A 25,508-nucleotide genomic window follows, 5' to 3' on the forward strand; every position below is an offset into this window, starting at 1 on the left:
TATCACTTTTCCTCAAACGCGCACATTATGAAAATTGCAGTAGTAGGCACTGGTTATGTAGGCCTTGTGACAGGCACTTGTTTTGCCGAAGTCGGCATTGATGTCACTTGTATTGACATCGACCAGAAGAAAATTGAAAACCTCAAGAATGGCATTCTGCCCATATACGAGCCGGGCCTAGAGGAAATGGTATCGCGAAATGTGGCGAAAGATCGTCTGCATTTTTCTACCAATCTCGCCGAGAGCATCCAGGATTGCGACGTGGCTTTCATCGCCGTGGGCACGCCGCCGGGCGAAGACGGCTCGGCCGACCTGAAGTACGTGCTGGCCGTGGCCCGCGGCATCGGCGAGCACATGAACAATTACTGCGTAATTGTGACCAAGAGTACGGTTCCAGTTGGTACTGCCGCTAAGGTCCGCAACGCAATCGAGCAGGCGTTGGAAACTCGCGATATGGACCTTGACTTCGATGTGGCCTCGAACCCGGAGTTTTTGAAAGAAGGAGCCGCCATCGACGACTTCCTTAAGCCCGACCGCATCGTGGTGGGCGTGGCCTCGGAGCGGGCCGAAGAGGTGATGACCAAGCTCTACAAGCCCTTTTTGCTCAACGGCCACCCCATCATCTTCATGGACATCCCCTCGGCCGAGATGACCAAGTACGCGGCAAACGCCATGCTGGCCACCAAGATCTCGTTCATGAACGACGTGGCCAACCTGTGCGAAATCATGGGCGCCGACGTCAACAAGGTGCGCCAGGGCATCGGCTCGGACGCGCGCATCGGCACCAAGTTCATTTACCCGGGCATCGGCTACGGCGGCTCCTGCTTCCCCAAGGACGTGAAGGCGCTGATCAAAACGGCTTCCGAAAACGGTTACCAGATGCAGGTGTTGCAGGCCGTGGAAAGCGTGAATGAAGCCCAAAAGTCGGTGTTATTCGACAAGGTGCACCGACACTTCGGCGGCGAGCTGCGCGGCAAGAAAATCGCCGTGTGGGGCCTCTCCTTTAAGCCTAAGACGGATGACATGCGCGAAGCGCCTTCCATCGTAATCATTGATAAGCTATTGGAAGAGGGCTGCACCGTAACGGCGTACGACCCAGTGGCTATGCCTGAAGCCAAACATTCGCTGGGCGACCGCATCACCTACGCCAAAGACCAGTTCGAAGCGCTGATTGACGCCGACGCCCTGCTGGTGGTGACCGAATGGCCCGAGTTCCGCGCGCCCAACTTCGAGGTGGTGGCCCGCCTGATGAAGCAGAAGGCCATCTTCGACGGTCGTAACATCTACGAAGCCAAGGAGTTGCAGGAATCTGGCTTTACGTATCATTGCATTGGTGTGCGTACCAGCCACAAAGAGCCAGTAGTGCAGCAAGCTTAACTTTTGCCCGCAGGTAACTACAATTTCTCAAAACGTAGCGACGGTCAGGGCCGTTGTTAGCTTCGACTAGATTATGTCTGAAAAGAAACGAATACTTATCACGGGTGGGGCTGGGTTTCTGGGCTCACACCTTTGCGACCGGTTTTTAGCCGAGGGTTACCACGTTATCGCGATGGATAACTTGATTACGGGCAACCTGGCCAACATCGAGCACCTGTTTGGTAAAGAGGATTTTGAATTTCATCACCACGATGTGTCGAAGTTCGTTTTTGTGCCGGGGAAGCTGGATTATATCCTGCATTTCGCTTCGCCAGCTTCGCCAATCGATTATCTGAAGATCCCGATCCAAACCTTGAAGGTAGGCTCGTTGGGCACGCATAATCTGCTGGGCTTGGCCCGTGTGAAAAATGCCCGTGTGCTAATTGCCAGTACCTCAGAGGTTTATGGAGATCCCGAAATTCACCCGCAGGTAGAAGAATATTTTGGCAACGTCAACCCAGTAGGCCCGCGCGGCTGCTACGACGAAGCCAAGCGCTTCCAAGAAGCCATCACGATGGCTTACCACAACCACCACGGGCTGGAGACGCGCATCATCCGCATCTTCAATACCTATGGCCCACGCATGCGCCTCGACGACGGCCGTGTATTGCCAGCATTCCTGTCGCAGGCATTGCGCGGCGAAAACCTGACCGTATTCGGTGACGGTTCTCAGACGCGTTCATTCTGCTACGTCGATGACCTAGTAGAAGGCATTTACCGTCTGTTGCTGAGCGATTACCATTTGCCCGTCAACATTGGCAACCCGTCAGAGATCACCATTAAGGAATTTGGAGAAGAGATCGCGAAGCTCACCGGAGTAGAATTCAAGCCGGATTATCGTCCGCTGCCCGAAAACGACCCGATGAAACGCCGTCCCGATATCACCAAAGCCAAGGAGATTTTGGGTTGGGAGCCGAAGGTTGACCGCGCCGAAGGACTGCGTCGGACGCTGGAGTTTTTCAAAGAGCACGTCACGGTATAAGTGTCTGCTTAAATGGGAATCCCTGCTTGATGAAGTTCAGGCAGGGATTTCTGTTTTGTCGGAACTTCATTTTCCACTCCTGCCCTTATGGCCAAACGCCCTGATTTCTCAAAACCTCACCTCGTCGAACTGCCAACTATCGGTGATGGTGAAGTAGGCTATATCACTGTAGGGCAAGGCAATAGCCAAGTGCCTTTTGCTATCAAGCGGGCCTTCTGGACCTATGCTACTCCCGATCACATCGTCAGAGGCCGCCATGCGCACCACCAAACCGAACAGGTACTTGTCGCTATGGCTGGCCGTATTGTAGTGATGACAGAGCTAGCCAATGGCGAACTGATGACTTTCCGACTCGAGCGGCCTGACGTAGGAATATACATTCCGCCCAATGCCTGGCACACCATGCAATACTCCCGTGATGCTGTACAGCTTGTACTCGCCTCTACCGATTTTGAGGCTGAGGATTATATCTATTCGCACTCAGAATTTAAGCGAATTTGGGCATAATTGCCCGGCCGGCCCGTTGCCACTGCAGCCTGCTTTCAGGAAACTGCGATGCCCCTTTTTTCAGAGCAATGAAAATTCCGTTTGTTTCTTTCGAAGCACAAAATGCCCAGATCCGCGCGGCAGCACTGGCGGCGATGGAAACCGTTTTTGACTCCCAGCATTACGTGCTGGGGCAGCAGGTACAACGGTTTGAAGCAGAGTATGCGGCTTTCAATCAGGTGCAATACTGTGTAGGCGTAGGCAACGGCCTAGATGCCTTGCACTTATCGCTGCGTGCCCTTGGGGTTGGGCCCGGCGATGAAGTAATCGTGCCCAGCAATACCTACATCGCTACGTGGCTGGCTGTATCGCAGGTAGGAGCTACCGTAGTACCAGTCGAACCAGATAAAGAAACATATAATATTGATCCTGAATCAGTTGCAAAAGCGATTACGAAGTACACCAAAGCTATTCTGCCGGTGCATCTATATGGCCAAGCCTGCGACATGGAAGCGCTTATGGCTCTGGCGCACCGTCATGGCTTGTATGTAATTGAGGACAATGCCCAAGCGCAGGGAGCTGCATGTAATGGGCGGTTTACCGGCAGCTTCGGGCATCTCAACGCTACCAGCTTTTATCCGACCAAGAACTTAGGAGCACTTGGCGATGCCGGAGCTATTACCACCAACGATCCCGCATTGGCACACAGAATCCGTATGCTGGGCAATTACGGCTCCGAGCAGAAATACCACAACGATCTTATTGGCTATAACTCGCGCCTCGATGAGTTGCAGGCTGCTATACTTTGCGTAAAGCTGGCCAACCTTGAGTTCTGGACTCGACAACGACAGGAGATTGCTTCTATTTACCGGCAAGGGCTACAGGACGTGGCTGGGCTGGTTCTGCCTGCGTTAGCTGAGCAGGGCACCCATGTATATCATGCTTTCGTGGTACGCACATCGGCGCGTGATGCTCTGCGTCAGTTCCTGCTATCACAGGATATCGAAACCCTGATTCACTATCCGGTGCCGCCTCACTTGCAGCCGGCTTATGCCCCCCTGGGTTTTCGGAAAGGTAGTTTTCCTGTGGCCGAAGAACTCGCTACTACGAGTGTAAGTCTGCCGATCTGGCCGGGTATGGAACCGGGTACAGTACAGCGAATAGTGGAGGCAATCCGTAGCTTTCTCAGCCAGCCCCAACGCAACTGAAACCGAGCCGCGAAGGCCGGACCGTCTTGGTACACAGCAACTTCAGGGATCGGGACAGGAAAGCAGGGAATGAGCCGGCCGTAGCCTGCCTTCGACCTGAGCAAAGATGCTGGATTTAGCCTTTTACTTTTGAAGTGTAAGGGTGTAAAAACCTGATATTCAATTTGTTGTGTATTTATGGCGAATTCACAGAATTCGTTTGGCTATCTTTGTGCCGTAAATGCAGCGTTCGTATTGACTGATTTTGGCTAAAAGCCTGGCAACGGCTTCCCGACAGCGATGCATTAATTTTGAGTAAAGGCTCTAATAACCGATAACAACCTCCGAACCGAAATACCTACCCGATACGTGGAAACAACCCAAGCCCTGCAGGAAACCAACCCTTCGCCGAAGCCAATCGCCCCGGACGAAAGCTGGTCAGAAGTTATTGCGCCCAGAACGAGTTTGCTCGACCTTCGCTTGCGGGATGTATGGCGTTATCGCGACTTAGTTTCGATGTTCGTAAAACGCGATTTCGTTTCCACTTACAAGCAGACGATTCTGGGGCCGATCTGGTTTTTTATTCAACCCCTGCTCACCACGTTTACTTACTTCATCATCTTCGGCAAGGTTGCGAAGCTGTCGACGGATGGCATGCCGCAGATTCTGTTCTACTTATCGGGCATTACAATCTGGAACTACTTTGCCCAGACGCTTCTGACTACCTCCACGGTATTTACCAGCAACGCCCACATTTTCGGGAAAGTCTATTTCCCGCGTCTGACGATGCCGCTGTCCATTGTCATCTCCAACTTAATTCGCTTTCTGATTCAGTTTGCGCTGTTTCTGGGCGTGTGGACGTTTTACCTGGTAAAAAACAGTCCCGTGCACCCCAACTGGCTGATTCTGCTGACCCCTGCGCTGCTGGCACTGATGGGACTCATGTCGTTGGGGCTGGGGATGATTTTTAGTGCCCTGACCACCAAATACCGCGACCTAACCATGTTGTTAGCCTTTGGGGTACAGCTGCTGATGTACGCCACTCCCGTCATCTACCCACTGTCCAGCCTGGAGCCCAAATACAAATGGATAATTCTGGCCAACCCGCTGACCTCCATTGTGGAAACTTTCCGGTATGCTTTCCTCGGTTCTGGCTCGTTTAGCTGGGGCTACCTAAGTTACAGCCTGCTATTTACAGTAGTAATTCTGTTTGTTGGGACGATTATATTCAACAAGGTAGAAAAGAGCTTTACCGATACAGTGTAGGCGGTAGTAGTGTATTTTTTATAATATGTTGAATAACAGGTGGTTGCAAATAGGTTTTCATGGGTAAGTCTGCCAATAGCATCGTCATCACTTCTATCTTTGCCCCGACCGTAGCGGTGCAAAAATTTGCTCAGCTAGCCATGCATCAGCTTGTCGTTGCCGGCGACAAAAAATCACCCCAAGACTGGGAAAGCCCTGATACGGTTTACTTATCCATTGATGCGCAGGAGGACTTGGGCTTTAAGCTAAGCAGCAAACTGCCATACAATCATTACGGGCGGAAAATGATGGCGTATCTGTATGCCATCAGAGACGGTGCGGAGCTTATCATCGACACCGACGACGATAACATCCCGTACGAGGACTGGAGCTTCCCCGCGCTGGAAGGAGACTTTTTGACTGCCCCGGACAACCTGGGGTTCGTCAATATCTATAAAACCTTCACCGACAAGCACATATGGCCAAGGGGTTTTCCCTTGGATCTTATTACCAAGGAAAGCAGCCGCCTCCGGAGCGAGCAGCTCGCCACGGCTTCTGCCAAAGTAGGAATTTGGCAAGGCCTCGCCGATGGAGACCCCGATGTGGATGCCATTTACCGGCTCATCGACAACACCGAGTGTTTTTTTAATGACCATGCTTCCGTCGTGTTAGGCGAGGGGACTTTATGCCCTTTCAACTCCCAAAACACAGCCATCCGCCGCGAGCTGTTTCCGCTGCTGTACATGCCGGCCTACGTTACGTTTCGGTTTACCGACATTCTGCGTGGCCTAGTTGCCCAGCCAATCATGTGGACGCATGGCTACCGGTTGGGCTTTACCAAAGCAACGGTAGTGCAGGAGCGCAACCCTCACGATTACATGCGCGATTTCGAATCGGAAATCCCGTGCTACCTACACCCCAACAAGGTAATCGAAATCGTCAAAGCCAGCATCAGTCCTGCTAACTCGATATCGGAAAATCTGTACGCGGCTTACGTGGGCCTGCAACAGGCCGATATTGTGAGCAGCCAAGAGATAGAGCTGTTGAGCTTATGGCTGGAGGATATCGCTCCTTACGCCGGTAAACAGTAAGCTGCTGGTACACCCGAGATGAGTCACGACAACGCAAGCAATCCCTGTCTGGTCATTATATTCAATCATAAGTATGATAAGAATATAGAAGCGCTGGAACAGCTGTACGCTGAAAAATTCAGGAACATGTTCTTTTTGGTACCCTTCTACACGGGCACCAAGAAAAACGTGATACCCGTCTACGAAAGCTCACACTACTTTCAGGGATACATTGCCCAAGGCTTTAAGCACTTCTACCGCCCCGAGTTTACGCACTATTTCTTCGTCGGCGACGACCTGATCCTGACTCCGGCCGTTAACGAACGGAATTATCAGGCCGTGTTAGGGCTCGATCAGAACACCTCTTACATCCCGGAAATAATCACGTTTCATAATACCGGGTATTGGTCCAGAAAGCACCTGAGCATTTCTTTCTACGACAACCGAAACGGGAGCGAAGGCCGCCACGAACTTCCGGCGCCCGACGAAGCGCTGGCCCGCTTTGCCGAGCACAACATCACCCTTGGCAACCTTGGGTACGTTGATATATTTGGGAAAACCAAATGGCAGGACCTAGCCGACTCGCCTGCAAAGGCCGCCCGGAACCTATATAAGTACTATTGGCGTTGGCGTCATCTGAAAGCCCCCGCCGACAACAAGGTGAAGCTGCCTTATCCGGTGGTATTCGCTTACTCCGACATTGCCATCGTGTCGGCCGAATGCATTCAGCGCTTCAGCCATTTGTGCGGCGTGCTTTCCGCGCAGGGCCTGTTTGTGGAGATTGCCTTGCCGACGGCCCTGCTGCTGTCGGCCAAACGGATTATCACCAACAACGATCTGCCGTTTAAGGGAGTGGCCATGTGGACGCCCGAAGAAGTGCAGGCCGTCAGTGATCGCTACGGGTATAGCTTAAAAAAGCTCATAGCGGGTTTTCCGGAGGATGTGTTTTATTATCATCCCATTAAGTTGTCCCAATGGCATAGTAACTAAGCCATTGGAGTATTGCACTGCTAAAATCAACAGATACTATTCGCCAGAATAGTATTTCAGAAGTGAACTCAGCCAAAGGAATTTAAATGAGCGACGTTGCCATCAAAGTAGAAAACCTGGGCAAACTATACCGGCTAGGCGAAATCGGTACCGGTACCCTTAGCCAAGACCTCAACCGGGCGTGGGCCCGCATGCGCGGCAAAGAAGACCCCTTTGCGATAATTGGCGAGGTCAACGACCGCACTCGGAAAGGAAACAGCGATTTCGTGTGGTCGCTAAAAGACATCAGTTTCGAAGCCAAAAAGGGTGAGATATTAGGTATTATTGGGCGAAACGGAGCTGGTAAATCGACATTGCTCAAAATATTGTCGAAGGTGACCGCTCCTACCACGGGTACCATTAAGGTGCAGGGACGCATTGCCTCGCTGCTTGAGGTCGGTACGGGCTTTCATCCAGACTTGACCGGCCGTGAAAACGTCTTTTTGAACGGTGCGATTCTGGGTATGAACAAAGCCGAGATACGCGGCAAATTCGATGAGATAGTAGATTTCTCTGGCGTGGAACGCTACATCGATACGCCCGTAAAGCGCTACAGCAGCGGCATGTATGTACGCCTGGCCTTTGCTGTTGCAGCGTTTTTAGAGCCTGAGATCCTGATTATAGACGAGGTATTAGCCGTCGGCGATGCCGAGTTTCAAAAAAAGTGTCTTGGCCGAATGAAAGATGTCAGTGTCAATGACGGAAGAACAGTGCTGTTTGTAAGCCATGATTTAAACGCAGTAGCGCAATTGTGTACTCATGGTATCATACTGCAGAATGGCTATGTCGCTCATGATGGGAGAGCAAGCGAGGTCATTCCTTTGTATCTAAATCAAGGGAAAGAATCTTCTATATATATAAACAAAGCAGATTATCAGGATAAAAGTATGGCAATTAAAAGTGTGAAAATAAAAGATGTAAATGATGAAATAGCAAGTAATTTCATGTATGATGAAAATATAGTTGTGGAGTTTGATATTTTTATAAAGGATAAATCGGTTAAGGCAGATTTGTTTGTTATGGTGCTTGATTCAAGAAAAAAGCGTGTTTTTTCTTCTGAAACAAGTAATATTAAGGAACATATGAAATTAATAATTGATTCTAATTTTTTAGTTCGTGGTGATTATTCGATTCATGCTTTTATCAATCAGCCGAAGATCGCGCAATTAGACGTTGTTGAAGATGTATGTAATTTTAAAATACTTGATTCTGGCTCCGATTTAGCGAAGCATGGTGAATATGATTATGGGTCAGTATTCGGAAGATATAGCTGGGCATAATCTGGATTTATGTAAAAAATCGCCTCTTGTTCATCAAACCTTAAATAATAGATTCAATGAAAAATTTCTTGAAAAAAGCAGTTGATAAGTTGAAATATAAGGATGTTATTCCTTATGCTCCTGAAAAGAGTTATACGCCTGAAAAGATGCTTGATATAGTTTCTGCTTGGGCTGGTCATGAGAAAGTTATTCTCGATATAATTAAGAGATTTGATTTAGAGCAGAATTCTTGTTTAGAATTCGGTGTTGAATTTGGTTATTCAGCTGTAATTTTTTCTAATTATTTCAAAAAAGTAGTTGGCGTAGATATTTTTGTCGGTGATATTCATACAAACCATAAAGGAGACCACTATGAAGAGACTAAAGATAGATTATCTAAGTATGAAAACATTGAGTTAATAAAAATGGATTATAAAGAATGGTTAAAAAAAGATGATAATTTTTATGATTTAATTCACGTCGATATTGTGCATACCTACGAAGACACTTATAAATGTGGATTATGGAGTGCGCAACACAGTAAATGTGCAATATTTCACGATACTGAAAGCTTTCCGGAGGTAAAAAAAGCTGTCTATGATATAGCTAAAAAGACAGGTAAGAAGTTTTATAATTATCCAGAATATTATGGTTTGGGTATCATTGTTTAATTAATTGATGCTTGGCATTTTTTTGTGTTAAAGTGATTTTTGTTCAAAATTAGTATTGATGATTTCGATTATCATTTGTTCCCGCGAAAATGAGGCAATTCAAAAATTGTCATCGGAGTTAGCAATTAATGTGGGTGTTCCTTTTGAACTTGTTGTTATTGACAATAAAGATGGGAGGTATAATATTTTTCAGGCATATAATCTGGGAATAAGTAACAGTAAATACGACATTCTTTGCTTTATGCATGAGGATATAAGTATTAAAACAGCTGATTGGGGCCAGGTAATAAAAAATTTATTTGACAGAAATCAAGCATTAGGATTAGTTGGAGTTGCGGGAAGTAGTTATAAGCCAGTGATTCCTTCGGGGTGGGCTTCTCCTGTAGGTACAACTATTTACAGTAACGTTTTGCAGCATATTAAAAAAACGGGCGAGGTAATACATAATTTAAGCAATCCAAAGCACCAGTCATATTCAAAAGTGGTGGCCGTAGATGGGGTCTGGTTTTGTACAAAGAGAGAAGTAGTAAACAAGGTAGCCTTTGATGAAGCTACCTTTGCAGGTTTTCATTGTTATGATGTTGATTTCTCTTTGAGTGTATATCAAAAATTTGAGGTAGCTGTAACATTTGATATACTTATAGAGCACTTCTCTGAAGGTAGCTTTGATAAAAAATGGATAGGAGAAACAATTAAATTACATGAGAAATGGGGTAATTATTTACCTATAAATTCTGAAGGTATTAGCAAGCAACATCAGAGGCAAGAGGAGAAAGGGGCTTTTTATTATATGTTGAATAAAATGATTGATACTAATTATATAGATTATAAAATATATCAAATTCTATGGAAAAAAAATATTATTTCTCTGGTTGATATCGTTTTTTTTATGAAAATGAATTATCATATAACTAAGGCTTTTGTTAAGATACTATTTAGCGGTAATAAAGTAAAATCAATTTAAAGATGGACTTCAAGCTAGCGGTAGTTGTTCCTGTTTATAAACCATTCTCTAAATTAGATCGCTTTGAGTTGATCTCTTTGACACGACTTTGCAAAGTTTTGTATAATTATGACATTTATTTTGTTACTCACGTTGGTGTTGACACTGAGGAATATATTTTGAATATTAAAAACGTGGTTAAAATTTATACTTTACATTTTGATGAGTTTTACTTTAAAAATATATCTGGTTATAATAAGCTTTTAATGAATTATAACTTTTATAATTCATTCAAAAATTACAATTACATTTTAATATGTCAGTTAGATGTATTTGTGTTCTCTGATATGGTTCATGAATTTATGAAAAAGCGTTATGATTATATAGGTGCACCTTGGTTTGAGGGATTTGGCTCTGCTACGGGAAGTCACGAAATTATTGGTGTTGGCAATGGAGGGTTTTCTCTGCGTAACGTTGATTCCTTTTTGTCAATTTTAAACGTATTTAAATGGCTCAGATTTCCTTTTTTGTCTTTTTCTAATTTTTTCGAATTTTTTTCATACTTTACCTCATTTTTGAAAATAGTAAAATATGAAATATTCCGCGATAAAAGCATGTATCCTTCAATTTTGCCATGGGTATTCCCATACAATGAAGATGGGTATTGGAGTTTATACATAAAGAAATTTTTTCCTGGGTTTAAAATAGGGACTGTACAGGATGCTATTTCCTTTGCTTTTGAGGTAAATCCGGAAGTGCTTTATAAGCTTAATGGCAATAAGCTGCCAATGGCAGTGCATGCCTGGGAGAAATATGATCTTTCTTTTTGGAAGCCATATATAGAGAAGCTTGGGTATTCGGTCGGAAAATAATCTTAACAAAAATTCTTTGATGAATTACTCGTTACTAGCTTCGCTTCCCCGAGTGCCTCATAAAACCGGGTGGCCGTGGGATGCTGCAAGCGACGCTAACCTCGGAACGGAGAAGGATTTTCCTAAGATATCCATCATTACGCCCAGCTACAATCAGGGCCAATACATCGAAGAAACAATACGGTCGATTGTATTGCAGAATTACCCAAACTACGAGTTGATTATCATTGACGCCGGCAGTACCGATAATACGCTAGAGGTTATCAAAAAGTACGAGCCCTGGATAACGTATTGGGTAAGTGAAAAGGACCGGGGCCAAAGCCACGCCATTCGCAAGGGCCTGGCAGTAGCCACCGGCGACATCATCAACTGGATCAACAGCGACGACATCTGTGCGCCGGGCGCCTTTCATCACATTGCCAACGAGCTAACCCTCGACACAAAGGACGTGGTCTGTGGCTATTGCGACTACTTTTTGGGTGGGCTGGATAATCTGGATCTGCGCAATATGCGCATGGGCATATCGGCCACGGTGGGCGATACCATCTTAAGCCATAAAATAAACCAGCCTTCTACCTTCTTTAAAGCGTCCGTTATCAAGAGCCTGGACATAGATGAGCAGTTTCACTATGCTATGGACCTGGATATGTGGTACCGGTACCTGTTGATTGCGGGTCAGGATCGGGTAGTATTATCTGATAAGCTTCTGACTTACTTTAGGTTACACGATACGTCCAAATCCGTATCGGAGAGTGCGCGGTTTGAGGGCGATATCCGGAAGGTGTTCTACAACATCGTGTACAGCACCAACGGCTCGCCGGCGCTCTTGGCTTTCATGAGCCGTAGCATCCCGGAGTTTGCCGCTTTCACGCCTACCCGTTACCCAGTTCAAATTCCTGAAGCCGAGTTAAAGCCATTCATGCGTTTTCTGGCGTGGCGGGCTGTGAATTTCTACAACGAAGCGGGAGACCTGGCCGCTGCAAAAGAGTGCCTGCGCATTGCGCGGCAGAGCGGGCAGCCGCTTGACGCCACGCTCATCCGTCAGCTGATCAAGCACTACGCAATGCCGAAAGTTCTTCTTCGCTGGTTGGCGCGCTCTTAACGAAAGTCCTGTAGATGAAACTCGTAAGCATCATTATTCCTTGCCACAACTACGGCTGGCTACTGTCCGAAACCTTGGACTCGGTGCTGGCCCAGACTCACCAGCACTGGGAATGCATCGTTGTGGACGACGGCTCTACAGATGCCACGCGCGCCGTCATGGAGACCTACTTGGCGCGCGACCCCCGGTTCCGGTACATATACCGGGATGCAGGGGGAGTTTCGGCGGCCCGCAATACGGGCCTTGCGGCGGCGCAGGGTGAATACATGCAACTGCTGGATGCCGATGATTTGCTCGCGACCCGCAAGCTGGAGCTGCAGGTGGATTTTCTGGAGCGCCACCCCGATTTCGACATCACGTACGGGGATGTGCGCTTTTTTGCGCATGGCAACCGGGAGGTGGAGAGCAGATCTTATGACATGCTCGACCGGAGCTGGACAGTCGGGTTCACCGACGGCGGAAACCAGGTGATCGAGAAGCTCATGGAGCAGAACATCATGGTTGTCGACGCACCGCTTGCCCGCCTTAGCCTGATCCGAAAGGTGGGCCAGTTTGCAGAAAGCCTGCGCTCCATGGAAGATTGGGATTTGTGGATACGCTGCGCTATTGCCGGTGCTCGTTTTTATTACGACGGCCAAGCCGATACTTTATGCTTCGTGCGTGTGCATCCGACTAGTCTGACCAATAATTCGGACCGGATGAGGCATTACGAAATGCTTATGCGGAAGCGAAGCGAAAGTTTATTAAAAAGTCAACACCTGACACGCGCGTCAGGCATAAACCAGGAGAAAATAAAGCTGTACCTGGAGGCGGAAGCGGTTGGGGCCATGAAGCAAAAGCAGATCTGGAAAGGCGTGAAGTCGTTCTTCAAACTGTCGCGGCATACAGGCAAGTACATCTATTATGGTAAGAGCTTTGTGTATCATTTTATTCACACCGCAAGCTTGTCTAATTAATCTGTGATGCTGGGTTCAGATACTGTAGTTTTATTTATCTCTCATGATGCTACACGCACCGGCGCTCCCATTGTTTTATTGCATTTGCTGCGGTGGCTAAAAAGAAACACCCAGGTAGTACCTGTTGTACTGTTGCAGAGTGGGGGAGAATTGGAAGAAGAATTCCGGGCGGTTGGCGAAACCCACATCTGGAGTTTGCCTGTGTCCACGACACTCTGGCAAAACCGCTACGATCGCCTGACAGATAAAATCGGTAAGCACAAACGTCGTATTCAATCTCGGTTGAAACAGCTGAATCTTTCCCTGATCTACGCCAACACAGTAGTGTCGGCTGAGTTAGGGATCGAGCTAAAATCGGTACTGAATTGCCCGCTCGTATGCCATGTTCACGAACTGCAAACCATTATTCAGGAATCTGTAGGCAAGGATAAATTCACCCGGCTAAGCACCCAAATCGATCACTTTTTGGGTGTTTCAGAAGCCGTCTGCGCTAATTTGAGACAAGGGCACGAAATTCCGGCAGCCAAAATTTCCAAAGTATTTGAGTTTGTACCGGTATTGGAGCCTAGGCAGTTTGCCGAGGCTAGCCAGCAGGTCCGTCAGGAACTGGGCATACCTGCCGATGCGTTCTTGGCCCTCGGGGCCGGCACCCTTGACTGGCGAAAATCACCTGCCTTGTTTATTCAAATAGCGCAACACCTGCAACACTTGGAGGGGCGGCCGGTGTATTGTATTTGGATGGGAGGGCAACTGTCTGATTACAATGGACTTAGAGTGTACTATGATTTGGAGCGTGTGCATCTCGAGAATACCCTTCGGTTTGTAGGTTCCAAAGCCAACCCGCACGACTATATCAACGCTGCCGATGTTTTCGTGCTGACTTCGCGGGAAGACCCTTATCCGCTGGTATGCCTGGAAGCGGCCTCCCTGCACAAGCCTGTTTTGTGCTTCGCTGATTCTGGGGGGATGCCAGAGTTCGTATCGCAGGACTGTGGAATTGTAGTGCCGTACTTGCGCTCCGACCTAATGGCGCAGGCGATTGTTCGGTTACGCGACGATGCAGCGTTGCACCAGCGGTTGGGCACGAATGCTGCCCTCACCATGCGGGCAAATCACACCGTCGACACCACCGCTCCGCTTATACATCAGATTATTCTTCGGGTGGTTACCCAGAACATGTAGCCTTTTTTGTATACTTCTGATAATCAACGGGCTATGAATTCTTCGCAAATGACCCCGCTCGTGACGGTGATCATCCCCAACTACAACCACGCGCGGTATTTGCCGCGGCGCATCGAGAGCGTGCTGCAGCAGACGGTGGGCGAGCTGGAGGTGCTGATCCTGGACGACTGCTCGCCCGACCAGAGCCGGGAGGTGATCGCCGGCTACGCGGCCCGCGACGGGCGCATCCGCACCGTGTTCAACGCCGAGAACAGCGGCAGCACCTTCCGGCAGTGGAACAAGGGCCTGGCCCTGGCCCGGGGCACGTACGTGTGGATCGCCGAGAGCGACGACTACGCCGCCCCCACCTTTTTGGAAACCCTGCTGGCCCCGCTCGAGGCCCACCCCCACGTCGGCCTGGCCTACTGCGGCTCCTGGGTAGTGGATGAAGAAAATGTTATAACAGGAGATCATGACATTTTTTTAGGAGACTTAGATCCCGATTTATGGAAGCATGATTTTGTTATGAATGGACTTTCTATTGTAAGAAAGTTTATGTCTTATCGCAATATCATCCCCAACGCGAGTGCGGTGGTGTTGCGGCGTCAAGTACTCGAGCAGGTGGGCCCTGCTGACGAGGAATTTCGACTTAACGGAGATTGGCTCTTTTGGGCGAAAATACTTTCAGAATCAGATATTGCTTTTGTTAGTCAGAAATTAAATTATTTTCGAAAGCATTCTAATAACGTGCGAAGTGCTACCGTTACCAATGGTATTGCTTTGCTGGAGCTTACCCGTGTGTTCAAAGTTATTCAGAAGTACGGAGAGCCGGATGCATTCTTTTTTAACGAAATGTTTAAGGCTACTTTGGAATTATGGTTTAGGTCAATGGTCGAACACCGAATTCCTCTGAAACGTCATAGGTTGATTTATAATAATCTTGTTGATGTTGATAAAAGTTTTACTGGTCGATTTAGAAGAGATTTTTCTAAATTTCTGGTGGGCAATAATTTTAGTGGTGTAAGACAGCTGCTAGGAGATGGATTGCTTTATAAAATAATTAAAAGAAAAGTTTAATTAGAATTATCGCCTTTTAATTAGTCGTCAATAGCTGTTGGTGGATTGTTGGTATTGGTTCGTTATTTTTCTGTAAGCATTTAATTGATAACGGGTAATGCAACCTAGAGTCACGGTGATCATCCCCAACTACAACCACGCGCGGTATTTGCCGCGGCGCATCGAGAGCGTGCTGCAGCAGACGGTGGGCGAGCTGGAGGTGCTGATCCTGGACGACTGCTCGCCCGACCAGAGCCGGGAGGTGATCGCCGGCTACGCGGCCCGCGACGGGCGCATCCGCACCGTGTTCAACGCCGAGAACAGCGGCAGCACCTTCCGGCAGTGGAACAAGGGCCTGGCCCTGGCCCGGGGCACGTACGTGTGGATCGCCGAGAGCGACGACTACGCCGCCCCCACCTTTTTGGAAACCCTGCTGGCCCCGCTCGAGGCCCACCCCCACGTCGGCCTGGCCTACTGCGACTCCTGGGTCATCGACGAGCAGGATAACAAACAAGGCACTTATGAATACCTGCCAGGTGAGCAGGCCGCTGAACGCTGGAACACTGATTTTGAAGAAAGTGGGCTCAGCATTATCCGCGAATACATGTCTTACCGCAACGTGATCCCCAACGCGAGTGCGGTGGTGCTGCGTCGCAGCGTGCTGGAGAAAGTAGGACCAGCCGATACTTCACTGCGTCTAATGGGCGACTGGCTTTTTTGGGGCAAAGTATTGGCGGCCTCGGATATGGCTTTTGTGGCCCGACCGCTCAACTATTTTCGCAAACACTCCAATAACGTGCGCAGTTCAGCCCTGCTCAATGGCGTTGCTTTGCTAGAGGAAACGCACATCCTGCGCACGATGCAGCAGTATGGCCCAACCAACCCGGTCTTGCTGGAAAAGAAGATTGCCTTTATCCTGAAGCATTGGTATCTCTCTTGGGTGTATAACGATATTCCGGCGGAGCGCTACAAGCAGATGTACCGCAACATGCAGGCTGTAGCACCGGACTTTCGGCGGCGGTTCGCGAAAGAGTTGGGCAAGTTTTTATTTGCCGATAAGATGGCAGGACTTCGCCAACTCATCGGCGATGGTGTCATTTACCCCTTGTTTGGGCGCAGGCGGTCCTAAAAAACCCGGCTCCGCAACGGCGGTAGGTGAGGCAGCACACTTATTGCTAAATTTGCCTTTTCTCCACTAAGCATTTCTTCGCAGTATGCCACAAATGACAATTTGTGGCATACTGTGCACTTCCTTCTTCGCATTCCTCTCATGGAAAAAACCATTTTACAGGACAGCTATCAGATCAAGCGCAAACTACCGCTGAACTACGATGAGATCGTTGATAGGGACAAGTTTATTACCGAGCATTATGCGTACGGACACACTTATTTGTATCGGCTGAAGAACGCGTACGTCACGCCCTATGGGGTGGTGATGCACAACTGGAAAGTATTGAAGGATGCTATTTACTCTTACCAGCAAAATCTCAATTTTGTCCCGACGTTTATCAAGAAGATCCTGCTGGGCAGGGTCAAAAAGGTACCCGGCCTGAGCGTTTCTGCCACCCATGTCTGGTTCGAAAATTATTATCACTTCACCACCGAATGCCTCCCACGGTTATACAACCTGCGGCAGTGGGCCGATCAGGCCACGCTGATTCTGCGTGAAAACACCCCCCGTTTTCTGGACGAGTACGTGCGAATGACGGGCTTTACCAAGGTGGTCCGCATAAAAGAAAGCGAACTGGCCAAAGCTGAGGAGCTGCTCCTTTCCACGCATACTGCTACCAGCCTCGACCACAACGACGCGCTGATCCGGGAAATGGCTGCTTGGTATAAAGGGCGGGTCGAGCCGAGCAATTTCCGCTTTGGTGGCTACGAAAACTTATACATCAGCCGCCAGCGGGCTACCTATCGCAAAGTGCTGAATGAGCCGGAACTCATTGCCATGCTGGAACAGCGTAATTTTAAAGTCGTTAACTTGGAAGATTACTCTGTGCAGGAGCAGATAGCCCTGCTCAGCCAGGTGCGCAACCTCGTGGCAGTGCACGGCGCGGGCATGACCAATTTGATGTATATGCCAGCAGGCGGCTTGATGATTAATTTAATCCACGAACACCGCTACGACCCGGCTTTTTATACGCTGGCCAATGCTTTTGATCATGACACCATCATCGTGCAAGGCGCTGCCGCCCACGACGACGAGCGGGGACCTGCCTTCGATAGCTTCTCCGTCGATGTGACTAAAATTAAAGCTTACCTAGACCAATACATGAGATAGGTAGCTCTAGGGCCAGCCCGGTATAGAAGCAGAACCCTGTTTCGCAAGCAATAAGCCGACGCTTTCTGGTAGCCACTGCCCCAGATGCCTCACCTCAGCTACTGTCAAACCGTAGAACACATACGGGTTTGTCTGGTAAATAGTAGCAGAGATGCGGTTAGTCTTTGAATGCCAGGTGCTTAGCATGTTTGTTTTATTTATTAAATATCTGATAGTCAAGTAGTTGTAATTTAGCTATGCGGTGGCTGATTTACTTGAGCCACTGTCCTAATACGGTTGAGGACAAAAAACGCCTCCTGGATGCGTGGGAGAGCCAACTGCCTTTTGCACTGTATATTTGTACGCCGTTTGCCTTCTTGGTGCCAGACTTTTAGAGTATTAACAAAGGCTCTGACGACAGTACAACAAGGAGGAAGTAAAGGAAAGACTTCACTGCAGTTAGGCAGAGATTCATAACGCACTTCGGAAGATTTCACCACACTAATGAGTAACCAACCCCGCGCCAAAGGCATTGTTCAGGAGGCGTTAGCCAACGTTTTTTACTATCTCTCGCCTGCTGATAAACGCAAGTCGGTCTGGATGTTTATTCTGCTGATCTTGGGCTCGCTGATGGATGTTTTTGGTCTTGCGTCGTTGGTACCGGTGATCATGGCAGCTTCCAAGCCAGGATCCATCTTCAAATCTAGCGCTACTTTGTGGCTGTATAATTCCTTGGGCTTTACCTCTGAAAAGTCATTCCTTATCTTCCTAATAGTAGGAGTACTGATATTCTTCATCGCAAAAAACATCTATGTAACCTTTATTAACTATCAGCAGGTAAAATTCACGGCCCACATTGCTCTCAAAATAGTTAAAAATCAACTAGACAAGCACCTGAATATGCCTTTCGGAGAGTTCAGCAAGTTGGGCTCGCCCCACTTGCTGCATTGCACGATAGGTGTGCCCAACACATTTGTTGCATCCATTATAAGGCAACTGTACGCTCTGTTTTCGGATGGGCTGGTAATAGGTATTATTGTTCTGGGTATCCTGATTTACCAGCCAACGCTGTTTGTGATTCTGGGTGTGGTGCTGGGTTTGACTATGTACTTGACTTACAGGGGCTTGCAGCATAGGTCAACAGCGGTTGGAAACCAGATTGATGCGTTGAAACCGGTTTCTATCGGCTTGCTGACGGATGCATTTATCGGCTTTATTGAGCTGAAGCTGGCCGGCAAGCAAGAGCAGTTCAGGCGGCAGATTCTGCAAAAGCAGGAAGAAATACAAGACCTGGAGGCTGTTTCTTACCTCTTCACGCTGCTGCCCCTGAAATTTATTGAGATGGCTGCCATTATTGCGGTGGTCACTATTTATTTATACTCTCTGCTTTTTGCCAGCAATCCCGAAAACTTAGTAATGATAATCGGACTGTTTGCGGCGGCGGCATATCGCCTGATGCCATCGGTAAATCGGTGCATCTTGGCCTTGGTGTCCTTACGGCAACATCGTTTTACGTTCGACAGTCTGGCTAGCTCCCGCGAATACGCTGAGGAAACCTTGCCAAGCCAGCAGCCCTTGCGGTTCTCCCAAGAAATTGTTTTCGATAATCTTTCTTTCAGTTTTGGTGAGTCTGCCAAACCCGTCCTGAACAACGTGTCTTTCCGCGTAAAAAAGGGAGAAAAAATCGGGCTGATTGGCTCATCAGGTTCGGGTAAAACGACCTTGATGAATATTCTGCTTCGTTTCTATCAGGAGCAGCAGGGACATATTCTGGTTGATGGACAGCCTCTTTCCGACGAAAACTTGCAGGCGTGGTATAAGCTGGTCGGGTATGTAAAGCAGGATACCTTCCTGATGGATACGTCCATTAAGGACAACATCACCCTAAACGACGAGGTAGCTGACGAAGAGCGCTTGCAATACGCTATCGACCAAGCGTCTTTGCGAGGATTTATCAATTCATTGCCTGATGGCGTCAATACTCAGATTGGCGAGCGCGGCTCTCGCTTGTCAGGCGGACAACGCCAGCGCATCGGGATTGCCCGTGCTATTTATAAGCGCACGGAGGTGCTAATAATGGACGAGGCCACCAGCGCCTTGGACAACGAAACGGAGCGCGAGGTGAATGAGGCTATAAGGCAACTGGCGCATACTGATATTACCCTCTTCATTATCGCGCATCGCATTACCACGCTGCGGGATTGTAACCGTATCTACGAATTGAAGGATGGACGCTTGCATGCCGAATATCAATACGAAGAGTTAATCGATAAGACTATGTCTTTGGAATCGGCGCACACGGATAGCAAGGCATAGCATGAAAGTGTCGGTAATTATTCCTACTTATAACGGGGCGCATAAAATTCTGAACACATTGCAGGCGCTGGTGGAGCAGACTCACACTCCGGATGAAATTGTGATCGTAATTGACGGTTCCACTGATAACACTGCTGAGTTAGTTGAGGCCAACGCATTTTCCTTTCCTGAGTTGCGCGTAGTCGAGCAGGACAACCAAGGGCGAGCTGTTACGCGCAACCAAGGTGCTGCTGCAGCCTCTGGCGATCTGCTCATCTTTTTCGATGACGACATGCGTCCGCTGCCGGGTTGTGTGGCCGAGCATGTACGACATCACCAGCACCAGACCGGCACTATTGCCGTCGGTACCCAGATCGAAGATTTCGATAAGTGTACGACTGACTTTCTGCGATATAAGGCACTAACAAGTCGTAAATGGATGCAGAAATACGCAGAAGCATCATCGGTAAAACTTAACCCTGCCGAGCCGTTTATCACTGCTGCTAATTTTTCATTGAGCAAAGCGCTGTTCGATCAGATTGGAGGCTTCGATTCCCGCCTTACTGACGCTGAGGATTTCGATTTAGCTATGCGCGCTTCTGAAGCAGGCATAGAAATTTATTTCCTAAATCAAGCCCAGGCATGGCACGATGATCTTATTAGCTGCCGCGTATATGTCAAGCGCCTGCGGGAATACAGAGTTGCGCACCAGAAATTAGCGGCACTCCGGCCCAAGCTATACCCTAAATACGGCCGCTTCAGCCCGCCCCGGCCTGGTTTGCTGAAGGACGCCGCCTTTTCTTTCTTCGCGAAGGCGCAATGGCTTAATTTAATTGATAGCCAGAACTTGCTGGTTCTCAAGCCTGAGGAGGTTCGCTACAAAATATACGATGTGATTATAACAGCATTAGGTGTGTATTATACGCACCGCCCTATCTAGTGCTAGTGCGTGTCTAAAAAGGAGGAATGGCAGTGTAAAGCACAATACGGTCCCGGCAATACAGTCATGCGGGGTTGTTGGCTATGGCCCACTGCTGCAAACAGTTATGCTAGTCAGACGAACTCCCTAAAAAACCTCGTCCTTAAGCGCGCGCAAGAGTAAATATTGTTTGTCATCTAGCCAACTGTACGCCTCAGAACCTGCTCTGGTGCTACTGTCTGATAATGAGAGTGGGCGATGTATTTCAGTATCAAGGCTATTGTTTGGAACCCCGCAAGGATGAGTCTGGCACAGATTAAGTGATCTGTAAGGCGTTGCCCAGCACCGCTGAGCCCTTTTGTTGTGGCGATGAGTGAGGCAAAGGTACTCTGTCGCTCCAAGCGATGTGTTGTATCTTTGCCAAAGACTTGGTTGCAGTTACATCACGTAGTCAGAAGTTGAGAGATATTAATCTCCTCTAGAGTCGTGAGTCATACTTGGAAAACAATCTACTATGTACGTACTGGTCACGCAATCATTTGGGCGAGAAACAGAGTATCGCCGGGCCCTGTTCGCTATTCTAAGCTTCTGGGCATGGTACAGTGGAGATATTAAGCAAGTGCGCACCCATTTGTTCACTGATAACCCCGACTATTTTAAACCTTTTTTAGGTGATATTCCGATTGACTATACGTTGTTGACGCCGGAGAAAATAGCACTGATGCGTGGCAAGATTGATTTCATACATCGTATGAAAATTTGCTTAATCGATGAAACTTTTGTCAAATACCCCGGCGCAAAATTATTGTATGTTGATTCGGACACATTCTTTATTAAAGACCCTTTGCCTTGGATGCAAAGTATTGTGGATGGGCGGAGCTTTATGCACGTATTCGAATATAAATTTGAAGAATATCGTCACGTGCCAATGCCAACATATTGGGCATTTATTAACCTAATCGAAACTAAAATATTTCGTACAAGCAAGGGGGAGAGGCGCGTCAGCCTAGATATGGAATCATGGAATGCGGGAGTAATGGGGTTACCTAGTAGCGTGGCAGAACTACTTCCCGATATTTATGATCTCACAGATCAATTTTATCCACCAACCTCTCACAGTACATGTGAGCAGTACGCTTTTTCATTAATACTTAAAGAGCAAACACAACTCAGTGCTTGTGCTGAATATGTATTTCATTATTGGGAAAATGCAGAGAAAGTTACTGCTGATTTTGTATTTAATGAACTATTTATTGAAGATTATGGAGGTGTTTATAAAGAAACATTGCTTGAAAATATAAAGATTCTCACAACACGTTTGCCTGTTCTTTTTGAAGAGCATGTTCTATCACTGCAGGATAGGTCAATGCAGGCTTTTAGCCATAACAACTTCTATCTTGGTTACAAATTTGCATGGAAGGCCATAAAGAAAGGATCAGTTAATCCTGTCTTTTTTAAGGACGTTCTTTACCATGTTAAACGTCATCTGAAAAAATAATGGAAAAAATAAAAGTAGGACTTTGCGTAGCATACGATTGGTATTTTCTTGCCAATTCAATCCCGCTTATATATGATTCAGCAGATGTTATATGCTTAGGATTGGATAAAGACAGAATAAGTTGGGCTGGGAACCCATTTTCTTTTGATGAGGATGGCTTTCGTGCGCTTCTGAAGCAAGTAGACCCGCTAGGCAAAATTGATCTATACGAGGATGATTTTCATTTGCCTCACCTGACGGCAATGGAAAATGACACACGCCAACGTAATTTAATCGCTAAGCGAATGGGGGAAGGCGGATGGCATGTGCAAATAGACTCTGATGAGTATTTTTTAGCATTTCCTCAATTCGCTGACTGGCTTCGCCGAAAAAAATATTCTCGTCCTGTGAATATTCGTTGTCAATATATTATGTTGTTCAAGCAGTTGAATGATGGTTTTTTAGTAATTAATAATAAAGATTTTTTTAAGCTTGATGGTAATCCGATAGCTACGAATAGGCCTATTTATGAATACGCACGAGTAAATAGTTGGTTTAATATATATGCTCCTTATTTTATCTTGCATCAATCATGGGCAAGGCCTGAGCGGGAGATCCAAGAAAAGATATTCAATTGGGGCCATACAAATGATTTTGATAAAGATCAATATTTGAATTTTTGGATGAATCTAAATATTGACAATTATAAAGAGGCGAAAAACTTTAATCCTCTTATTGCCGAGAAATGGCCTTTTTTAGAATTTGTTCCTGCTAAGAATATTGTTGAATTAACGAATTTTTACACCTTGCATCCTCCTTATATGCCTAGTAAATTTCGATTAGGCATGCAAAACTCTATTTGGTATTCGCGAGTTAAGATGTTGCTTTCAAAAATGAATTGATAAAATATTTTTCTTATATCTAAATCTGGTAAGTAAATATTTTTCAAAATAAAGATGAAAAAAAAGCTTTTGTATGGTCCTTATAATGTTACACGTAGGATGCCCTTGAATTATTCAGATATTAGAGGGGTGAATAATTTTGTTTCGGCAAATTATTCTTATGGACCTACGTATTTATATGAATTGCAAAATGCTTATGTGTCTCCATATGGTGTTGTGATGCATGACTGGCGAGTATTAAAAGAATCAAAAGTTGCTAGACATCATGCAATGCCCAGCTTTTTGAAGAAAATATTTTTGAGAAAAATCAAGGTCGTTAATGAAGTATGTATTAGTGCTATAAATTCGTTTTATGATAATTATTATCATTTTACAGCTGAATCTCTTCCTCGTTTATTCGTGATGAGGGAGTTGGCTAATGATGCGGTTTTATTAATGCATGCTCAAATTCCTGAATTTATTAAGCAGTACTTGGACTTATTGGGTTTTAAGAATATTGTGTTTGTTCGATCAGATGAGGTTGTGCTTGCTAAAAAGTTGCTATTCCCAATGCCAACAGCAGATAGCTTACACCAGAGTGTAGTTGCTATGACGGAAGTAGCCAGTTGGTTGAAAGAAAAATGTCAGTGTGCATCAGCTTTATTGCCTGCCTATCAGAATATTTATATAAGCAGAAAAAGAGCTGCTTATCGCCAAGTCTTGAACGAAGATGAGGTAGTGGCCATGCTTCGGAAGTTTGATTTTAAAGTAGTGTGTTTTGAAGATTATTCCATCGTCGAGCAGATAAGGCTTCTCAGTAATGTGAAAAACTTTATCTCTGTGCACGGGGCCGGTATTTCCAATATTATGTATATGCCTGAAGGTGGATTGGTGATAGACTTAATTCATGAAAAACATTATGATCAAGCATTTTTTAATCTTGCTAATGCAATGAATCATGATATTTTATTTATGCAAAGTAAGCCAGCTAACATTGATCCACGGGGGCCGGCTTATGATAGTTTTTACGTCAATGTATCACAGCTGGAAGTGTATTTAAATAAGTATATGAAATAATATTGTATATGAGATTGGCATATATTATTTCTGGAGTTGACCGGATGGAAAGCTTGGAGCGTACATTGGAAGAACTGCAGAAGATCGGATATTATTTATATGTAATTCAATTAAATCCGAGTAGCGATAAGATGTCAGAATTCTTAAATGAATTTGGCATTGATACTGATGTGATTGCTTGTGGTTCCCCGACAAGATGGGTTGGTAGCATATGGAAGATGCGGAGGATGCTTCTGGAAAGGGGTATACAAATTGTGCATGCTCACTTTTTGCTCGGGGGATTATTGGGGATAAGTGCGGCAGCGTTAGCACATATCAAAACCCGAATTTATACCAGGCATCATGGCAGTGAACACCACTTGTATCACCCACGCGGCGTTGTTCTAGACAAATATATTAATGCAATTGCTACGGATATAATAGCCATATCTCCAGTGGTGACAACCATCCTTAGTGATAGAGAAGGAGTTCCACAGCATAAGCTCCATTCTATTCCGCACGGTCTTGATTTTTCTCGCTATGATGGAATTAGCCAATTGCGGGTCAATAAATTGAAAGAAAAATATGGCTTAGACAAAGATGTATTTCCGGTCGTAGGCGTAATAGCGCGCTATGATGCATCTAAAGGTCATGAATACATCATCAAGGCCTTTAAGAGGCTATTACCAGACTATCCAAGCGCAAAATTGGTGTTAGCCAACGCCAGAGGATCTTATAAAAATCGAATACAAGTTTTCTTAGCCGAGTTGCCTGTTGGGTCTTACGTAGAGGTTGAGTATGAGTATGATGTTGCCGCTATGTATAAATTATTTGACGTTTTTGTACACATTCCCACTTCGTCGGACTACGAATCTTTTGGCTTAGTGTATCTTGAGGCATTAGCATTAGCCATACCCTCGGTATTTACTCTCTCCGGTATTGGCAATGAGTTTTTGCAGCATGAAGCGAATGCTCTACTCGTCCCGTATCGGGATTCGGAAGCTGTTACCGAATCTATCAGGAGGCTCATTACTGATCAGGGGTTAACTGAGCGATTGAAAAAGCAAGGCCGGGCTGAGGTCTTGGAACGGTTTGCCTTCAGCCAGTACTTTTCACGTTTACTGCAATTGTACAAAAGTAAAATCTCTCGTTGAAGCTTACCTTTACGGTTCTTCTCGCCAATAA

General features: G+C 46.7%; 23 protein-coding genes. All 23 read left to right on the plus strand.

Going from position 1 to position 25,508, the window contains the following annotated elements; all coding sequences use genetic code 11:
• Window positions 1-27: 27 nt before the first annotated feature.
• Entirely contained in the window at window positions 28-1,377 is a 1,350-nt protein-coding gene (locus H9I52_RS01220; protein WP_187452313.1) for a UDP-glucose dehydrogenase family protein, read from the plus strand.
• Between the two features lie 73 nt (window positions 1,378-1,450).
• Window positions 1,451-2,398: a UDP-glucuronic acid decarboxylase family protein gene (locus tag H9I52_RS01225; RefSeq protein ID WP_139514542.1), complete on the plus strand. Its 948-nt coding sequence runs from the start codon at window positions 1,451-1,453 to the stop codon at window positions 2,396-2,398.
• An 87-nt stretch (window positions 2,399-2,485) separates the two neighbouring features.
• Window positions 2,486-2,905, plus strand: a complete 420-nt coding sequence (locus tag H9I52_RS01230; RefSeq protein WP_187452314.1) for a sugar 3,4-ketoisomerase — start codon at window positions 2,486-2,488, stop codon at window positions 2,903-2,905.
• 68 nt (window positions 2,906-2,973) lie between these two features.
• Window positions 2,974-4,092 (plus strand): DegT/DnrJ/EryC1/StrS family aminotransferase, encoded by a 1,119-nt coding sequence (locus H9I52_RS01235; RefSeq protein ID WP_187452315.1) that lies wholly within the window; start codon window positions 2,974-2,976, stop codon window positions 4,090-4,092.
• A 348-nt stretch (window positions 4,093-4,440) separates the two neighbouring features.
• On the plus strand, window positions 4,441-5,337 hold the full coding sequence (locus H9I52_RS01240; RefSeq protein ID WP_316247988.1) for an ABC transporter permease: 897 nt from the start codon (window positions 4,441-4,443) through the stop codon (window positions 5,335-5,337).
• A gap of 59 nt (window positions 5,338-5,396) precedes the next feature.
• Entirely contained in the window at window positions 5,397-6,407 is a 1,011-nt protein-coding gene (locus tag H9I52_RS01245; protein WP_187452316.1) for an STELLO glycosyltransferase family protein, read from the plus strand.
• Window positions 6,408-6,533: 126 nt separating this feature from the next.
• Window positions 6,534-7,376: a hypothetical protein gene (locus tag H9I52_RS01250; protein ID WP_187452317.1), complete on the plus strand. Its 843-nt coding sequence runs from the start codon at window positions 6,534-6,536 to the stop codon at window positions 7,374-7,376.
• A gap of 86 nt (window positions 7,377-7,462) precedes the next feature.
• Window positions 7,463-8,695, plus strand: a complete 1,233-nt coding sequence (locus H9I52_RS01255; protein ID WP_187452318.1) for a polysaccharide ABC transporter ATP-binding protein — start codon at window positions 7,463-7,465, stop codon at window positions 8,693-8,695.
• A 56-nt stretch (window positions 8,696-8,751) separates the two neighbouring features.
• Window positions 8,752-9,345 (plus strand): class I SAM-dependent methyltransferase, encoded by a 594-nt coding sequence (locus H9I52_RS01260; RefSeq protein ID WP_187452319.1) that lies wholly within the window; start codon window positions 8,752-8,754, stop codon window positions 9,343-9,345.
• 58 nt (window positions 9,346-9,403) lie between these two features.
• On the plus strand, window positions 9,404-10,309 hold the full coding sequence (locus tag H9I52_RS01265) for a glycosyltransferase (protein ID WP_187452320.1): 906 nt from the start codon (window positions 9,404-9,406) through the stop codon (window positions 10,307-10,309).
• A gap of 2 nt (window positions 10,310-10,311) precedes the next feature.
• Window positions 10,312-11,160: a DUF5672 family protein gene (locus H9I52_RS01270; RefSeq protein WP_187452321.1), complete on the plus strand. Its 849-nt coding sequence runs from the start codon at window positions 10,312-10,314 to the stop codon at window positions 11,158-11,160.
• Between the two features lie 52 nt (window positions 11,161-11,212).
• A complete protein-coding gene (locus H9I52_RS01275; protein ID WP_222940386.1) occupies window positions 11,213-12,262 on the plus strand; it encodes a glycosyltransferase family 2 protein in 1,050 nt (349 codons plus the stop codon).
• Window positions 12,263-12,276: 14 nt separating this feature from the next.
• On the plus strand, window positions 12,277-13,218 hold the full coding sequence (locus H9I52_RS01280) for a glycosyltransferase family 2 protein (protein WP_187452323.1): 942 nt from the start codon (window positions 12,277-12,279) through the stop codon (window positions 13,216-13,218).
• Between the two features lie 6 nt (window positions 13,219-13,224).
• Window positions 13,225-14,400, plus strand: a complete 1,176-nt coding sequence (locus H9I52_RS01285; RefSeq protein WP_187452324.1) for a glycosyltransferase family 4 protein — start codon at window positions 13,225-13,227, stop codon at window positions 14,398-14,400.
• 33 nt (window positions 14,401-14,433) lie between these two features.
• Window positions 14,434-15,456 carry a glycosyltransferase family 2 protein gene (locus tag H9I52_RS01290; RefSeq protein WP_187452325.1) on the plus strand — a complete coding sequence of 341 codons (1,023 nt, stop codon included), beginning with the start codon at window positions 14,434-14,436 and terminating at the stop codon, window positions 15,454-15,456.
• Window positions 15,457-15,553: 97 nt separating this feature from the next.
• Window positions 15,554-16,564, plus strand: coding sequence for a glycosyltransferase family 2 protein (locus H9I52_RS01295; RefSeq protein ID WP_187452326.1), 1,011 nt, complete (start codon window positions 15,554-15,556; stop codon window positions 16,562-16,564).
• Window positions 16,565-16,705: 141 nt separating this feature from the next.
• Complete coding sequence (locus H9I52_RS01300) at window positions 16,706-17,716, plus strand: glycosyltransferase family 61 protein (protein WP_187452327.1); 1,011 nt, start codon at window positions 16,706-16,708, stop codon at window positions 17,714-17,716.
• 483 nt (window positions 17,717-18,199) lie between these two features.
• On the plus strand, window positions 18,200-20,011 hold the full coding sequence (locus H9I52_RS01305) for an ABC transporter ATP-binding protein (RefSeq protein ID WP_187452328.1): 1,812 nt from the start codon (window positions 18,200-18,202) through the stop codon (window positions 20,009-20,011).
• A 1-nt stretch (window position 20,012) separates the two neighbouring features.
• On the plus strand, window positions 20,013-20,930 hold the full coding sequence (locus H9I52_RS01310) for a glycosyltransferase family 2 protein (protein ID WP_187452329.1): 918 nt from the start codon (window positions 20,013-20,015) through the stop codon (window positions 20,928-20,930).
• A 493-nt stretch (window positions 20,931-21,423) separates the two neighbouring features.
• Window positions 21,424-22,407, plus strand: coding sequence for a hypothetical protein (locus H9I52_RS01315; protein WP_187452330.1), 984 nt, complete (start codon window positions 21,424-21,426; stop codon window positions 22,405-22,407).
• Window positions 22,407-23,288: a hypothetical protein gene (locus tag H9I52_RS01320; protein WP_187452331.1), complete on the plus strand. Its 882-nt coding sequence runs from the start codon at window positions 22,407-22,409 to the stop codon at window positions 23,286-23,288. The genes H9I52_RS01315 and H9I52_RS01320 overlap by 1 nt, the downstream gene beginning before the upstream one ends.
• 54 nt (window positions 23,289-23,342) lie before the next feature.
• Window positions 23,343-24,344, plus strand: coding sequence for a glycosyltransferase family 61 protein (locus H9I52_RS01325; protein ID WP_187452332.1), 1,002 nt, complete (start codon window positions 23,343-23,345; stop codon window positions 24,342-24,344).
• A gap of 8 nt (window positions 24,345-24,352) precedes the next feature.
• Window positions 24,353-25,477, plus strand: a complete 1,125-nt coding sequence (locus H9I52_RS01330) for a glycosyltransferase family 4 protein (protein WP_187452333.1) — start codon at window positions 24,353-24,355, stop codon at window positions 25,475-25,477.
• Window positions 25,478-25,508: the final 31 nt, after the last annotated feature.

It is taken from the genome of Hymenobacter sp. BT491 (genome assembly GCF_014349165.1).
Classification (GTDB): domain Bacteria; phylum Bacteroidota; class Bacteroidia; order Cytophagales; family Hymenobacteraceae; genus Hymenobacter; species Hymenobacter jejuensis.